The organism is Pantoea sp. At-9b, assembly GCF_000175935.2.
GTDB lineage: Bacteria > Pseudomonadota > Gammaproteobacteria > Enterobacterales > Enterobacteriaceae > Pantoea.
On record NC_014837.1, the window covers coordinates 2285774 to 2300361 of the forward strand.

Consider the following 14588-nt stretch of genomic DNA (forward strand, 5'->3'; position numbering starts at 1 on the left):
GGCTGAGGGCGTAAAAATGTGGCGTGAATTAGGAGTTTTCCATCTTCGGAAAAATCCCGTAATGATTAGACTGTCTCCAGCCAAACACGGGTCGATTGTGCTGCCCGCTGGCGCGGCTATCCCCCTGTTTTTGCGTGCGGGCTGCGGATTGCAGGCTCATGGATGAGAACCGTTATGAAATCACAGGGTGAAACGATTGCAGGAAACAACACCTATACTTAAACCGTTGTCCCTGTATGTACAATCAAGGAGAAGTTTATGACAACAACAATGAAACGTCTGACCGCCGCTGTGCTGGCTACCACCCTGGTTATTGCCCTGAGCGGTTGTTCAAACTGGTCCAAACGTGACCGTAATACCGCGATTGGTGCGGGTGCGGGTGCAATTGGCGGTTCTATTCTGACTAACGGAAGTGCTTTGGGCACCATTGGTGGTGCTGCTGTAGGTGGCATTATCGGCCATCAGGTTCATTAATTCCTGACTACATAACTAAAGGCTTAACGCAGCGCATCTACATAAACAGGCCACTCATTGAGTGGCCTGGTCATTTTAACCGCCAGCCAGTTTGACCTTCATGCCTTTGGCCTCAAGCAGCGATTTCAGCAGGTCGCGTTTATCGCCCTGAATCTCAATCACGCCGTCTTTAACTGCGCCACCGCAGCCACACTTTTTCTTCAGTTCAGCGGCCAGTTTGGCCATGGCCTCATCATCAAGATCGACGCCGGTGATCAGGCAGACACCTTTACCTTTGCGCCCACTGGTCTGGCGTTGAATACGCACGATGCCATCGCCTTTCGGGCGCACGGCTTTCTCTTCCGTTGGCGTAATACGGCCAGTCTCAGTGGAGTAAACCAGGGGATTGTCCTGAGCCATTAGCCCTCCTGTAAGCTGTGCAGAATCTGTTGCAGGGTGGCGGCGGGATCGGCAGATTGGGTGATCGGACGCCCGATTACCATATAATCCACCCCAGCCTGCTGCGCCTGTTGTGGCGTCATGATACGACGCTGATCACCCGCGTCACTGCCTGCCGGACGAATTCCCGGCGTGACCAGCGCAAAATCTTTACCGATGACCTGTTTAAAATGTGCGGCTTCCTGAGCGGAACACACCACGCCATCCAGACCACAGTCACGCGTCAGGCGCGCCAGACGTTCCGCCTGTGCCGCCGGTGACAGCGTAATGCCCAGGCCTTTCAGATCTTCTTCATCCATGCTGGTGAGTACCGTGACCGCAATCAGCAACGGGGCATCTTTCCCATATGCCACCAGCGCTTCACGTGCGGCGTTCATCATGCGCGCCCCGCCACTGGCATGGACGTTCACCATCCACACCCCGAGGTCTGCCGCTGCGGCCACCGCATGTGCCGTGGTGTTCGGGATATCGTGGAATTTAAGGTCGAGGAAAATTTCGAAGCCACGATCCTGCAACGTTTTCACCAGCGTGGGGCCGAACAGCGTGAACATCTCTTTGCCCACTTTCAGGCGGCATTGGCTCGGGTCGATCCGATCGACAAATTGCAGGGCGCTGTCGAGATTATGATAGTCGAGTGCCACCAGAATGGGTGAAGTGGTAACAGGCATAACGTTTCCTCAGTTACAGGCACCCGCAGGCGCGTTAGACAAACGGCAAGCATTCTACCTGCGTGGTCTGGCAACGACAATCACAGCGCCACGATTAACGCCCTGTTTGACGAAAGACGGCACGATGCCGCAATGAGATAAATAGTGTGATCTTTAGTATGTTGTAACTATATTGGGGATTTTTTAGAAAAAACGGCCGTTACTGACCGTCAAGTCCACGAATCGGTTTTACCGATGACCAGGTGCGACAGGAAGGACAATGCCAGTACAAAGCATGCGCCGTGAAGCCACACTTCTGGCAGCGGTAACGTGGCTTGGTACGGATTTGCTCCCCAACCATATCGCGCAATACCATCAGGCTCTCTTTGGCACGGCCATCTTCCGCTTCATGCAGGTGAAAATCCATTAAGCGATGGAACACCCGCATGGTCGGATGGCGTTGCAATTGGCGATTGATATAGAGTTGTGCCGCTTCCGGCCCCTGTTGCTGCTCAAGGATATCGGCGAGATAAAGCTCTGCGACCGCCCCGGTATTCTCATCAACACAACGTTGCAGGAACTGCGCCCATTGTTCAGGCTGGTTCAGGCGTTGATAGCAGGTTTCGAGCATTGGCAATGCTTCACTCACCAACTCCTTATCCTGCTCCAGTACCCGTTGTAAACGTTCCACCGCTTTCGTGTATTCGCCCTGCTCCATAAAGATACGGCCGGTCATAATCGACACGCGTGCACTTTGACGGTCCGCCGCTTCGCCTTTTTTCAACAACGTCATAGCCCGATCGAGATCATCACTGCTGAGTGCCTGCAAAGCCAACTCACAGTAGAAATGGGCTATTTCGCCTTTCTGCTTGTCTTTGCCCAACTTAACCAGTTTTTCCGCCACTTCGATGGCCTGTTGCCAGTCACTGGTTGCCTGGTGGATCAGCAGCAGCTGCTGTAACGCACTGATACGAAAATCGGTTTCATCCACCAGTTGGCTAAACATATCTTCCGCGCGGTCATACAGCCCGGCGGCCATGTAATCACGGCCCAATTGTTGTACCGCCAGCAAGCGTTGATCATAGCTGAGCGACGCGCTTTCCATCAGCGACTGATGGATACGGATTGCGCGATCAACTTCGCCACGGGAACGGAACAGATTCCCCAGGGTGAGATGGGCTTCGACCGTGCCACTGTCCTCTTTTAACATGTCGAGGAAGAGATCAACGGCTTTATCCTGTTGATTGGAAAGCAGGAAGTTAACCCCCGCGACGTACTCACGTGACAGGCGATTGGCTTCCTGTTGCTTATCCTGTTGCGCACTGCGTCGGCCCATATACCAACCATACGCCGCAGCTACAGGGAGAAGCAGAAACAGCAATTCAAGCATCTAAGCTTAATCCCGGCGACCAGCAGAAGGCGACGCGCTCACCGCCGTCGATTGTTCATTCTGCGCTTGCATACGCTTCAGTTTACGCTGCGCGTGTGCCAGCGATACGCGTAACCGCAACCAGAACAGGCCGCAGATCGCCCATCCCAGCAAGAATCCAGCACCAAACAAAACAGCCAGCAATGTAGAAATACGGAATTCGCCCTGCGCCAGCAGATAGTTAAAAGTGATGATTTGATCGTTATGTGCTCCGAGCGTCACGGAGATGATAAAAATGACCAATACCACGAGAAAAATCAGCAAATATTTCACAATGCATCCTGTCGTGAGGTTATCCAGTAGAAGTATGCCAAAAAAGCGGCGTCGATGCTGCTTATCACCGCATCAAACCGCCTGATTTACGCAAGTGCAATCAATAATATGGGGCTGGATGCGAAAATTACAATCCGTCGTCACGCTGTGCAATCTCTTTTGCTTCGGCTGGCGGGATGGTTAACGGCCCGCAAAAGCGTTGTGCCAGCCAGGTCGCAACCGTCACCAACAGCCAGGCAATCAGCGTTGCCATCACCAAATCACGCGGCCAGTGCATACCGAGCATCAGGCGGCTGGCCATGACCAGTGAGGCCCAGATAAACACCACCACAATCGTCAGGGTGTGGCGACGCGGCCAGAGCAGGCCAATCGCCAGCAGCGCCCAACTGGCGGCAAACAGGGTATGACCCGAGGGAAAAGCGAAGCCGGTCTCAAAAGCCCAATGTTTTTTTAACCAACCCGGCAGTTGCGTATCATTCGCCACCAGCTGCTCCACCAGCTTGCCACGTTGTTTACGCTTCAATTCATAGAATTGGTTTTCATTGATGCCGTGACTTTTTTCCAGCCACACCACGTAAGGGCGTGGCTCCTGCACCTGATCCTTAATGAAAGACTTGGTGTATTGCCCCGCCAGAATCGCGCCATTCATGATGATCAGCAACAGAATGGCCGGTTTGAGCCGGAAACGCAGGCACCACAACACCCAGGCACTGAGCAGCAGACTGGTAAGGGTTCCCCACGGGCTGGTGACGGTTTCGGTCATCCAGTACAACAGTTTCAACAGCGCACCCTGCTCTCCCGGTTGCCATTGCCAGCCGGAAAGCCAGACGCTCAGCGGCATAATCAGCAATAAAAGCGTACCAAGGGTGGTGCGTTGTATAATTTTTAACATCCATCTTCCTTCGAAACCGCGTAAAACACTGTACCAAGCATAACTTTAGCTGAAAAAAGAATAACATAACCGTTGCAGCTTGGATAATTGTGCTTTATCACTACAATAACTCTGACTGATTAACTGCCTGCATCCAGGTTGTGGCACAATATTGTCAGTTTTTCGGGCCACACAGGCCCGTGCGTTATCATGATGATAGCGCATCCTCTGAAGGTTCTGGAGAGTCACATGCAGCTTAAACGGGTAGCAGAAGCCAAACTGCCCACGCCCTGGGGTGATTTCCTCATGGTTGGTTTTGAAGAACTGGCAACCGGTCACGACCACGTCGCGCTGGTTTATGGTGATGTTAGCGACCACAATCCGGTGCTGGCACGCGTCCACTCCGAATGTCTGACCGGTGACGCACTGTTCAGCCTGCGTTGCGATTGCGGATTTCAGCTGGAAGCCGCGTTAACCGCCATCGCTGAAGAAGGACGCGGTATCCTGCTTTATCATCGTCAGGAAGGTCGTAATATCGGCCTGCTTAATAAGATTCGCGCGTATGCCTTGCAGGATAAAGGCTATGACACGGTTGAAGCCAACCATCAGTTAGGTTTTGCCGCCGATGAGCGTGATTTCACCCTGTGTGCAGATATGTTCAAACTGCTGGGTGTGAATGAAGTGCGTTTGCTGACCAATAACCCGCGTAAAGTGGAAATCCTCAGCGAAGCCGGGATCAATATCGTGGAACGCGTACCCTTGATCGTCGGGCGTAACCCGAAGAATGCGCATTATCTCGATACCAAAGCCGAAAAAATGGGCCATTTGCTGCCGAAGTCATAAAACAAAGCCGGGAAATCTCCCGGCTTTTTTGTTAGTTCAGCATATTGCGTATCACATAGTGCAGGATGCCGTCGTTCTGGTAATAGGTCAGCTCATTACCGGTGTCGATACGACAACGGGTCTCCAGCGTCTCCGCACGGCCATCCACACGCGTCAGCGTCACCTTAACCGTACAACCGGGTTTCAGTTGATTGAGGTTTGCCACATCAATCTGCTCTTCACCCGTCAGGTGCAGCGTTTTGCGCGTCACGCCTTGTGGAAACTCCAGCGGCAGAATCCCCATCCCGATCAGATTTGAACGGTGGATACGTTCAAAGGATTCGGCAATCACCACGCGAACCCCTTGCAGGCGCGGGCCTTTAGCCGCCCAGTCGCGGCTGGAGCCTGAGCCATACTCTTTCCCGGCAATCACCGCCAGTGGTACGCCATCGGCCTGGTATTTCATCGCCGCATCATAAATCGCCAGTTGCTCATTGCTCGGGAAGTGTTTGGTATAGCCCCCTTCTACCCCCGGCACCATTTCATTGCGAATGCGGATATTGGCAAAGGTCCCGCGCATCATCACTTCGTGGTTGCCACGGCGAGATCCGTAGGAGTTGAAATCCGTGCGCTCCACGCCGTGCGCCAGCAGATAACGCCCTGCCGGGCTTTCAGCCTTGATACTGCCTGCCGGAGAGATATGGTCAGTGGTGACGGAGTCACCGAGCATTGCCAGAATGCGCGCCCCTTTGATGTCCTGCACCGGTTTCGGCGTTTTTTCCATATCGTCAAAGAATGGCGAGAGACGGATATAGGTTGAGCCCTCATCCCAGTCGTAGGTGGCGGCTTCGCTCACCTTAATCTGCTGCCATTCCGGGGTGCCATCAAACACTTCGGCGTACTCTTTATGGAACATATCGCTGGTCACTTTCTGCACATAGGTGGCGATTTCTTCCGGTGACGGCCAAATCTCCTTCAGATAGACATTCTGGCCACGCTGATCCTGCCCGATCGGGTCGGTTTGCAGATTGACCTTCATGTTGCCCGCCAATGCATACGCCACCACCAGCGGCGGCGACGCCAGCCAGTTGGTTTTGACCAACGGATGGATACGACCTTCAAAGTTACGGTTGCCTGACAGCACCGCCCCCACGGTCAGATCGCCCTCTTTAATCGCGCTCTCGATACTGTCCGGCAGTGGACCAGAGTTACCAATGCAAGTGGTACATCCATAACCCACCAGATTGAAACCCAGCTCGTCCAGATAAGGCGTCAGTTGAGCCACCGCCAGGTAATCGGACACCACTTTGGAACCGGGAGCCAGCGATGCTTTGACCCAGGGCTTGCGCATCAGTCCCTTTTCCACCGCTTTTTTCGCCAGCAAACCCGCAGCCATCAATACACTGGGATTCGAGGTGTTGGTACAGGAGGTAATGGCCGAAATCACTACAGCGCCGTCGTCCAACTGATAGCTATCGCCCGTTTCGCTGTCGCGATAGCTGACGCTTTTATGCGGTTTCTGCGCCTGATTGACCTCCAGTTCGTTACTGGCCGCGAAGGCCGCCGGGACATCACCCAGAGAAACGCGGTCCTGTGGACGTTTCGGACCGGCGAGACTGGATTCCACCTCGTTCATATCCAGCGCCAGCGTACTGGTGAATATCGGTTCATCGCCCGGATGACGCCACATCCCCTGCGCTTTGGCATAGGTTTCGACCAGACTGACCTGCTCGCTGTCGCGCCCCGTCAGCGTCATGTAGCTAAGGGTGATGTCATCTATCGGGAAGAAACCGCAGGTAGCCCCGTATTCGGGGGCCATATTGGCGATGGTAGCGCGATCGGCCAGCGGCAAATCCGCCAGGCCATCACCATAGAATTCAACGAACTTGCCGACTACGCCGTGTTTACGCAGCATCTGCGTCACGGTTAACACCAGGTCGGTGGCGGTGATACCAGGGCGAAGCTTGCCGGTGAGTTTAAATCCGACCACGTCAGGGATCAGCATCGATACTGGCTGTCCAAGCATTGCCGCTTCCGCTTCGATGCCCCCCACCCCCCAGCCGAGTACGCCGAGCGCATTGATCATGGTGGTATGGGAATCCGTGCCAACCAGGGTGTCAGGATAGGCGACCTCTGCGCCATCCTGGCTTTCATGCCAAATCGCCTGACCCAGGTACTCAAGATTTACCTGGTGACAAATACCGGTGCCCGGTGGCACGACGCGAAAACGATTGAAGGCTTTTTGTCCCCAACGCAGGAACACATAACGTTCATGGTTGCGCTCCATCTCCAATCGCACGTTTTCGTCAAACGCCTCATCGTCACCAAAATGGTCAACGGTCACCGAATGGTCGATCACCAGATCAACCGGAGAAAGTGGATTCACCTTCGCCACATCCCCCCCCAATCGCTTCACCGCTTCACGCATCGCGGCTAAATCGACGACGGCGGGTACGCCGGTAAAATCCTGCATCAATACCCGCGCCGGACGATAGGCAATTTCACGATCGGCATGCGCATCTTTTTGCCACGCGACTAACGCCTGAATGTCTTCCGCCGTGACGGAATCCCCGTCCTGCCAGCGCAACAGATTCTCCAGCAGAACTTTCATGGACTTCGGCAGACGATCGATATGACCAAATTGGTGGGATGCTTTTTGTAGGCTGTAGTAGTGATAAGTATGGTTACCAACTTCGAGCGTTTCCCGGCTCTGCTCGCGCAACGTTAACGACATAGCTCCTCCTCATGGGTTTCTCTTAACCTCAGTAACCGCAAGGTTTAGCTTAAAGATAGACCACATTTTCGTTAACGTTTTGATAACAACACGAATTGACACATTGATTCAGAAACAAAAATGCCCCGGATATTGGCCAGGGCATTTAAAGAAAGAAATAATTTGAGTTATTAAATTACATCATCATCCATACGGCAGCGGCCCAAAAAGCAAATGAGAAGGCATATACGCTAAACCATGACATGGTAATGGTAGTATTCATTGGGTCACTCCCTCCCGGATTCCGGGTAAAAAAGGGCTAAGGTCTTCAGCCTGAGCTGATGACACCATTTTTTATATGCTGAGTGTTAAAGGAAGGGCGTTCAAATTGCCCACCGGATAACCCGGTAAAGAGAAGGACTATTCGTCTATATAAAGAACTGAACGCAGACTGCGTTATTTCGACTTCGGATCCATGAAAGATTCAATAAAGCTGCGCTGCTTTTCACTCAGTTCCCAAGATGCAGGAATCGCCACATCTTGTTCTGTGCTGGCAACGTCTTTGCCTTTACACGCGGGCGTGTTGGGCTGACGTGCAGAAACCGGAGACTTACGACTGAGTGTATTTGCCCACATGGCTTAACCCCACATACGCCAAATCATTAATGCCACCACTACCCAGAACAAGGCTGATGCAGCGAAGACAGTCAACCAGGCTTTGCGACGGATGTTACCTGAACGCTCAACCTTGGTGCTTTTAGCCCGGAAATCCGGTTGTACAGTCAATCTCGTAGCCATAGTTTTTGATAATCACTCTCAATAAAACGATTGTTAACATCGATTAAGATTTAGGACGAATCCTAAACGCCTTAAGTCCAAAAATCCAGTTATTTTTATTGAGCACAACGATTAATGCTATTTATCAAAACATCGAAAAAAGATGAGATAAATTTAATAACTAAGCAAACTATTAATTAAAAACTAACTTTGTAAATTTGGGTTAAATCGGAATTAGATCCATTTTAAATTCGAGTTTAATTTAGCGGGCCAGATAAAAAGCCCTTCTCCATCAACTCTTAACTGGAGTATGGGAATATTCCTGGGATCGCGCAAAGCGATAACGTAAAAAATGTGTACTAATTCGCATTTAACAACTAACAATGAAAAAACATGTGACCGATGTTTCATTTACATAAAATTAATCTAATTTTTGAGCTACCAATGGCGCTAAGCACCCTCAGCAAAAAGAAAGGGTGCCCAATGGACACCCCGGTAACCTGATGAGTTTGCGGGCTATTTGAAGGGTAATTTGATATCCCGGAACATCGCTTCGATATCTTCATTAGAGCGCAATGCGACCGCGGTATCCACCACATCACGGGTCAAGTGTGGCGCGAAACGTTGAATAAAATCATACATATAGCTTCTCAGGAAGGTACTGCGTCGGAAGCCAATCTTCGTGGTGCTATTGGTAAAAATTTCTGATGCTTCAATACGTACCAGGTCAGGATCAGAGACCGGGTCTACCGCCATACTGGCGATCACCCCTACTCCCAGCCCCAGACGTACATAGGTCTTGATCACATCCGCATCTGTTGCAGTAAAGACAATACGGGGCGTCAGACCCGCGCGATTAAAGGCGGTATCCAGCTCCGAGCGACCGGTGAAGCCAAAGGTGTAGGTCACCAGCGGGAACTCAGCCAGCTCTTCAATAGACACCTGTGCTTTTCCTGCCAGCGGATGGTCTGGCGTCACCACAATCGCACGATTCCAGTGATAACAAGGCAGCATGATCAGGTCGTCATACAGATGCAGCGCTTCGGTGGCAATGGCAAAGTCGGCATTGCCTTTGGACACCGCTTCGGCGATTTGCGTGGGCGAGCCTTGATGCATATGCAGGGAAACGCGGGGATAGCGCTCAATAAAACCTTTAATCACGCCTGGCAGCGCATAACGCGCCTGGGTATGGGTGGTCGCAACATACAGCGAACCTTTGTCAGGCCACGTATGCTCACCCGCAACGGATTTGATGGCATCCACTTTTGATAACACTTCGCGGGCAATGCGGATGATCTCCTCACCGGCGGGCGTTACCTGCGTCAGGTGCTTACCGCTGCGGGCAAAAATCTGCACGCCCAGTTCATCTTCCAGCATTCTGACCTGCTTACTGATACCCGGCTGCGACGTGTATAAACCTTCTGCCGTCGAAGAGACATTGAGGTTGTGATTGACCACTTCAACGATGTAACGCAACTGCTGCAATTTCATAGTTATATCTTCCCGGTAGGCGACAGAGGAGCATTCCCAGCCAGCGTGTTTCCGCCTTAAGTAAGGTATTTCAGGGAAAGCGTGTACGCGAAACGTAAAATCTATAACTACTATATCAGTTAAAGAAAGAATGTAGAACGATTAGCTATAAGGATGGTAAAAAGGCCAGCTGACGCTGGCCTTGGGGGGATTACTTCTTCGCTTCCTGCCAGCTACCATCGACATAGAAGGCTGACCAACCGGTCGCTTTGCCCTCTTTCTCCGAGGCAACGTATTGTTGTTTGGTCTTACGGCTGAAACGCACCATGGTTTTGTTGCCTTCCGGATCGGCTGCCGGGGCTTCCGCCAGATATTTCAGTTTCTCAGGCAGACGGTCGGCAAAACGCTGCAACTCTTCCACCAGCGGTGCGCGGGTTTCGCGTGATTTCGGGAAGGTGTTGGCGGCGAGGAACACACCCGCTGCACCGTCACGCAAAACGAAATACGCATCTGATTTCTCGCACGGCAGTTCCGGCAGCGGCACGGGATCTTCCTTCGGCGGTGCAACTTCACCGTTACGCAGGATTTTACGGGTGTTTTTACACTCGTCGTTGGTACAGGCCATGTACTTACCAAAACGCCCCATTTTCAGGTGCATTTCCGAACCACATTTTTCGCACTCAACAATCGGGCCATCGTAGCCTTTGATACGGAACTCGCCCTGCTCGATTTCGTAACCGTCACATTCCGGGTTATTACCACAGACGTGCAGCTTGCGCTGGTTATCAATCAGGTAGCTGTCCATCGCGGTACCACACTTCTGGCAACGGCGACGGGCGCGCAATGCGTTGGTTTCCGCGTCATCACCTTCCAGCACGTTCAGGACTTCGTTTTCCGGGATCAGGTTGATGGTCTGCTTGCAGCGCTCTTTCGGCGGCAAGGCATAACCAGAACAGCCGAGGAATACACCGGTACTGGCGGTACGAATCCCCATCTTCCGTCCACAGGTCGGGCAGTCGATAGAGGTCAGCACCATCTGGTTCGGCTGCATGCCGCCCTCTTCCGGTTCTTTCTCCGCCTGATCCAACTGCTGACTGAAATCGCTGAAGAACGAATCCAGCACACCTTTCCATTCAGCCTGATTGTTCGCTACCTGGTCGAGGCTGTCTTCCATATGGGCAGTGAAATCGTAGTTCATCAGCTCACGGAAGTTCTCTTCCAGACGATCGGTAACAATCTCACCCATTTTCTCAGCATAGAAACGGCGGTTTTCTACCCGCACATAACCACGATCCTGAATGGTGGAAATAATCGACGCGTAAGTCGAAGGACGACCAATGCCGCGTTTTTCCAGTTCGCGAACCAGTGAGGCTTCGCTGAAACGGGCTGGCGGTTTGGTGAAGTGCTGGCTTGGCAGCACCTCTTTGAGATCCAGCACGTCACCAACGTTGACCGGTGGCAGCGTCAGATCTTCATCATTTTTACGTAGCGCTGGCATCACGCGCGTCCAGCCATCAAAACGCAGGGTGCGTCCTTTGGCTTTCAGTTTAAAGTCACCGGCACCGACGGTCAGGGTGGTGGAATCGTACTGCGCCGGAACCATCTGACAGGCCACAAACTGACGCCAGATCAGCTGATACAGCTTCTGCGCATCGGCTTCCATATCCTTGAGTTTTTCGGCGGCCACGGCCACGTCGGAAGGACGAATCGCTTCGTGCGCTTCCTGCGAGTTATCTTTGCTGGCGTAGGTATTAGGCGCAGCCGGCAGATAATTAGCACCGAAATTTTTATCGATGTAGCTGCGTGCCATCGCGATAGCATCCTGACTCAGGTTGGTAGAGTCAGTACGCATATAGGTAATGTGGCCCGCTTCATACAACCGTTGCGCCATCATCATGGTTTTCTTCACGCCAAAGCCGAGGCGCGTACTGGCCGCCTGTTGCAGGGTGGAGGTAATGAAAGGCGCGGACGGTTTGCTGCTGGTCGGTTTATCTTCACGATCCAGCACGTCGTAGCGGGCTTTTTGCAGCAATGCCACAGCGGCATAGGTCTGCTCGCGGTTGACCGGGCGGAAGGCCTTATCACCCTGATGAGTGACCTGCATCGCCAGGGCATCACCTTTCGGTGTCACCAGGTCCGCATCCACTTCCCAGTACTCTTCCGGGACGAAGGCTTTGATTTCGCGCTCACGTTCCACCACCAGGCGCACAGCCACCGACTGCACACGGCCAGCAGAGAGTCCACGCGCGATTTTCTTCCACAGCAGCGGAGAAACCATATACCCCACCACGCGGTCCATAAAGCGGCGCGCCTGTTGGGCATTAACACGTTCGATATTCAGTTCGCCAGGCTTCTCAAACGCCTGACGAATCGCATTTTTGGTGATTTCGTTAAACACCACGCGGCTAAAGCGCTTGTCATCACCCCCGATCACTTCCCGCAGGTGCCAGGCAATGGCTTCCCCTTCGCGGTCAAGGTCGGTTGCGAGATAGATATGGTCGGCATCGGCCGCCAGACTTTTTAGCTCAGAGACGACTTTCTCTTTGCCCGGCAGGATTTGATAATCTGCCTGCCAGCCATGCCAGGGATCCACGCCCATACGGTTGACCAGCGCGGCTTTTTCATCTTTTTTGACCTTTTTGCCAGCCGGTTTCGTTTTTTCCCCATCGGCAGATTTACGGGCAGTTGAACCACTGGTCGGCAAATCACGGATATGACCGACGCTGGATTTCACCACGTAGTCATTACCGAGGTATTTATTGATTGTTTTGGCCTTTGCCGGGGACTCAACGATGACGAGTGCTTTACCCATATGTACCTTTACCTAATTGAAACGTCCTGATAAACGGGAGAGGATTGAACACCCTAAAACCCAATGGGTTCAATATTGCTGCCACTGTTTTACTTTTCAAGGCAACCGGGACAATTTCAGGTCAGATTGCATCGACTTATGCAACTTTATGATTAGGAGCGAGTTTTCCATCTGACAGTATCACACATCCCGGTGTGATCTCCCTGAAATCTGAATCGCCCACACTCTACCTGATAAAATCCGTTACGCAACTTAATTAGCATCCTGGTTAATTTTGCGCCAGTGCTGACACCTGCACGGATTTGCACCACATGCTCCCTGGCAAGTAATATAGAAGGAGAAAAGTGGCTGTCAAAAAAGGAGTGAATAATGTCAGCTTTTACGGAATCCATTTCACGCCAGGCGTTACTGGAAAAAGCGAATCGCCTGATCAAAGAACACGATGATTATTTTGCCGGTATGGAAGCGAATGACGTCGTCCAGCAACGTGATGTGCTGGTGTTTCGCGGCCCGCTGTTTCTCGATCAGGACGAGCTACCGACCGCCAAAACTACCGCCGTGTTTAACGTGTTCAAACACCTGGCGATTACCTTCTCGTCTCAGTATCACCTGGAGTAAAAAAACCCGGCCAAAGCCGGGTCAATTTACAGCAGCGGCTTGTTGCCACGTTGCCACATTTTCAGAATAAGGCGCTCCGCTGCCAGGCTGGCGCTGTGCGTCATGCGATCGATCATTTTACGTTTGCGCGCATAGTGCACACCCAATACGGTGAAGCGCTCCATCTGGCTGATAATCAGCGCATCGCTGGTGCCGATTTCATCGACCAGACCAAGCTCCAGCGCCTGACGACCGTACCAGTGTTCGCCGGTGGCGACTTTTTCCACATCCAGCGTTGGACGCATCTGATGCACAAAATCTTTGAACAGCAGATGGGTTTCATTCAGATCTTCACGAAACTTTTCACGTCCTTCATCGGTATTTTCTCCGAATAATGTCAGGGTGCGCTTATATTGCCCGGCGGTATGCAACTCAACATCAATATCATTACGCTTCAGCAGACGATTAAAGTTGGGGATCTGTGCCACCACACCAATCGAACCGATGATCGAGAAAGGCGCAGCAACAATACGATCGGCCACACACGCCATCATATAACCACCACTGGCCGCCACTTTATCCACGGCAGCGGTCAACGTCAGTCCCGCATCGCGCAGACGCTGCAATTGCGAGGCTGCCAGGCCATAGCCGTGTACCACGCCACCCGGGCTTTCCAGTTTCAGCAGCACTTCGTCGCCCGGTGTTGCCACCGCCAGCACCGCGCTGATCTCTTCGCGCAGCGAACTGACTTCTCCGGCGTCCATACTGCCTTTAAATTCCAGCACGTAAAGCGTTGGTTTTTCAGTTTCCGTCACGCCCGATTTCGCATTGCGTTTCGCGATTTTGGCTTTCTGTTTCTCTTCTTTTTTATGTTGCTTTAACCAGACTTTTTGCGCTTGCGGTTTCATCTTCGCCAGCTGCAAATCTTCTTTCATCTGGTGGTAGTCCTCATCCAGATGGGTTAAGCGCAGCTGACCACCGCTGTGACGTTTTCGCATCGCCGCATTGAGCACAATCAGAACAATAGCTGCGATCGTCACCACTAAGGTGACGGCCTTGGCCAGAAATAATCCATAGCTGGAGAGTAAATCCATTCTGCCGCCTTATTAAACAGTGAATTACAGACAAAGTCCGAGTTTACCCGCTTTAGCGGCATTCGTCGCCTGAATTGCCCGCGGGCGGCACAGAAAGCGCGGTTGAGCGATTGCACCGGACAGCAAATTAAGGCATAAAGCCAAAAAACCTTCTGACCTGTGCAAAGGACA

Annotated in this window: 14 protein-coding genes; 3 read left to right on the forward strand and 11 right to left on the reverse strand. The window is 52.3% G+C overall.

The window, feature by feature from the left end; all coding sequences use genetic code 11:
• The first annotated feature begins 258 nt into the window (after positions 1-258).
• Positions 259-474, forward strand: a complete 216-nt coding sequence (gene osmB, locus PAT9B_RS10450; protein WP_013509236.1) for an osmotically-inducible lipoprotein OsmB — start codon at positions 259-261, stop codon at positions 472-474.
• A gap of 75 nt (positions 475-549) precedes the next feature.
• Here the strand turns inward: osmB and yciH are convergent, their stop codons facing one another.
• The 5 genes from yciH to pgpB all read right to left on the reverse strand — a co-directional run bounded on the left by yciH (position 550) and on the right by pgpB (position 4153).
• Positions 550-873, reverse strand: coding sequence for a stress response translation initiation inhibitor YciH (gene yciH / locus PAT9B_RS10455; protein ID WP_013509237.1), 324 nt, complete (start codon positions 871-873; stop codon positions 550-552).
• Entirely contained in the window at positions 873-1580 is a 708-nt protein-coding gene (gene pyrF / locus PAT9B_RS10460) for an orotidine-5'-phosphate decarboxylase (protein WP_013509238.1), read from the reverse strand. Before pyrF ends, yciH begins: the two co-directional genes overlap by 1 nt.
• A gap of 199 nt (positions 1581-1779) precedes the next feature.
• Entirely contained in the window at positions 1780-2949 is a 1170-nt protein-coding gene (lapB, locus tag PAT9B_RS10465; protein ID WP_013509239.1) for a lipopolysaccharide assembly protein LapB, read from the reverse strand.
• Between the two features lie 6 nt (positions 2950-2955).
• A complete protein-coding gene (locus tag PAT9B_RS10470; RefSeq protein WP_013509240.1) occupies positions 2956-3261 on the reverse strand; it encodes a LapA family protein in 306 nt (101 codons plus the stop codon).
• A 127-nt stretch (positions 3262-3388) separates the two neighbouring features.
• Complete coding sequence (gene pgpB, locus PAT9B_RS10475; protein WP_013509241.1) at positions 3389-4153, reverse strand: phosphatidylglycerophosphatase B; 765 nt, start codon at positions 4151-4153, stop codon at positions 3389-3391.
• Positions 4154-4381: 228 nt separating this feature from the next.
• Here pgpB and ribA point away from each other — a divergent pair, with 228 nt between their 5' ends.
• Positions 4382-4975 (forward strand): GTP cyclohydrolase II, encoded by a 594-nt coding sequence (gene ribA / locus PAT9B_RS10480; RefSeq protein WP_013509242.1) that lies wholly within the window; start codon positions 4382-4384, stop codon positions 4973-4975.
• A 31-nt stretch (positions 4976-5006) separates the two neighbouring features.
• On the opposite strand, the gene acnA is transcribed toward ribA, so the two are convergent.
• The 5 genes from acnA to topA form a co-directional block, all read right to left on the reverse strand.
• On the reverse strand, positions 5007-7688 hold the full coding sequence (acnA, locus tag PAT9B_RS10485) for an aconitate hydratase AcnA (RefSeq protein WP_013509243.1): 2682 nt from the start codon (positions 7686-7688) through the stop codon (positions 5007-5009).
• Between the two features lie 435 nt (positions 7689-8123).
• Positions 8124-8303, reverse strand: coding sequence for a hypothetical protein (locus PAT9B_RS10490; protein WP_041525791.1), 180 nt, complete (start codon positions 8301-8303; stop codon positions 8124-8126).
• 3 nt (positions 8304-8306) lie between these two features.
• Complete coding sequence (locus tag PAT9B_RS29655; protein WP_013509244.1) at positions 8307-8465, reverse strand: YmiA family putative membrane protein; 159 nt, start codon at positions 8463-8465, stop codon at positions 8307-8309.
• A gap of 495 nt (positions 8466-8960) precedes the next feature.
• Positions 8961-9935: an HTH-type transcriptional regulator CysB gene (gene cysB / locus PAT9B_RS10495; RefSeq protein WP_013509245.1), complete on the reverse strand. Its 975-nt coding sequence runs from the start codon at positions 9933-9935 to the stop codon at positions 8961-8963.
• 190 nt (positions 9936-10125) lie between these two features.
• Complete coding sequence (gene topA, locus PAT9B_RS10500; protein WP_013509246.1) at positions 10126-12726, reverse strand: type I DNA topoisomerase; 2601 nt, start codon at positions 12724-12726, stop codon at positions 10126-10128.
• A 369-nt stretch (positions 12727-13095) separates the two neighbouring features.
• On the opposite strand from topA, the gene PAT9B_RS10505 reads away from it, so the two are divergent.
• Positions 13096-13344 carry a DUF2498 family protein gene (locus PAT9B_RS10505; protein ID WP_013509247.1) on the forward strand — a complete coding sequence of 83 codons (249 nt, stop codon included), beginning with the start codon at positions 13096-13098 and terminating at the stop codon, positions 13342-13344.
• Between the two features lie 26 nt (positions 13345-13370).
• On the opposite strand, the gene sohB is transcribed toward PAT9B_RS10505, so the two are convergent.
• Positions 13371-14417 carry a protease SohB gene (sohB, locus tag PAT9B_RS10510; protein WP_013509248.1) on the reverse strand — a complete coding sequence of 349 codons (1047 nt, stop codon included), beginning with the start codon at positions 14415-14417 and terminating at the stop codon, positions 13371-13373.
• Positions 14418-14588 lie beyond the last annotated feature (171 nt).

Excerpts from the sequence above, each read along its gene's own strand:
- PAT9B_RS29655 (WP_013509244.1), bottom strand. The coding sequence starts at position 8,465 with ATGGCTACGAGATTGACTGTACAACCGGATTTCCGGGCTAAAAGCACC.
- PAT9B_RS10490 (WP_041525791.1), bottom strand. The coding sequence starts at position 8,303 with ATGTGGGCAAATACACTCAGTCGTAAGTCTCCGGTTTCTGCACGTCAG.
- lapB (WP_013509239.1), bottom strand. The coding sequence starts at position 2,949 with ATGCTTGAATTGCTGTTTCTGCTTCTCCCTGTAGCTGCGGCGTATGGT.
- acnA (WP_013509243.1), bottom strand. The coding sequence starts at position 7,688 with ATGTCGTTAACGTTGCGCGAGCAGAGCCGGGAAACGCTCGAAGTTGGT.
- pyrF (WP_013509238.1), bottom strand. The coding sequence starts at position 1,580 with ATGCCTGTTACCACTTCACCCATTCTGGTGGCACTCGACTATCATAAT.
- osmB (WP_013509236.1), top strand. The coding sequence starts at position 259 with ATGACAACAACAATGAAACGTCTGACCGCCGCTGTGCTGGCTACCACC.
- PAT9B_RS10505 (WP_013509247.1), top strand. The coding sequence starts at position 13,096 with ATGTCAGCTTTTACGGAATCCATTTCACGCCAGGCGTTACTGGAAAAA.
- pgpB (WP_013509241.1), bottom strand. The coding sequence starts at position 4,153 with ATGTTAAAAATTATACAACGCACCACCCTTGGTACGCTTTTATTGCTG.
- cysB (WP_013509245.1), bottom strand. The coding sequence starts at position 9,935 with ATGAAATTGCAGCAGTTGCGTTACATCGTTGAAGTGGTCAATCACAAC.
- topA (WP_013509246.1), bottom strand. The coding sequence starts at position 12,726 with ATGGGTAAAGCACTCGTCATCGTTGAGTCCCCGGCAAAGGCCAAAACA.
- ribA (WP_013509242.1), top strand. The coding sequence starts at position 4,382 with ATGCAGCTTAAACGGGTAGCAGAAGCCAAACTGCCCACGCCCTGGGGT.
- yciH (WP_013509237.1), bottom strand. The coding sequence starts at position 873 with ATGGCTCAGGACAATCCCCTGGTTTACTCCACTGAGACTGGCCGTATT.
- sohB (WP_013509248.1), bottom strand. The coding sequence starts at position 14,417 with ATGGATTTACTCTCCAGCTATGGATTATTTCTGGCCAAGGCCGTCACC.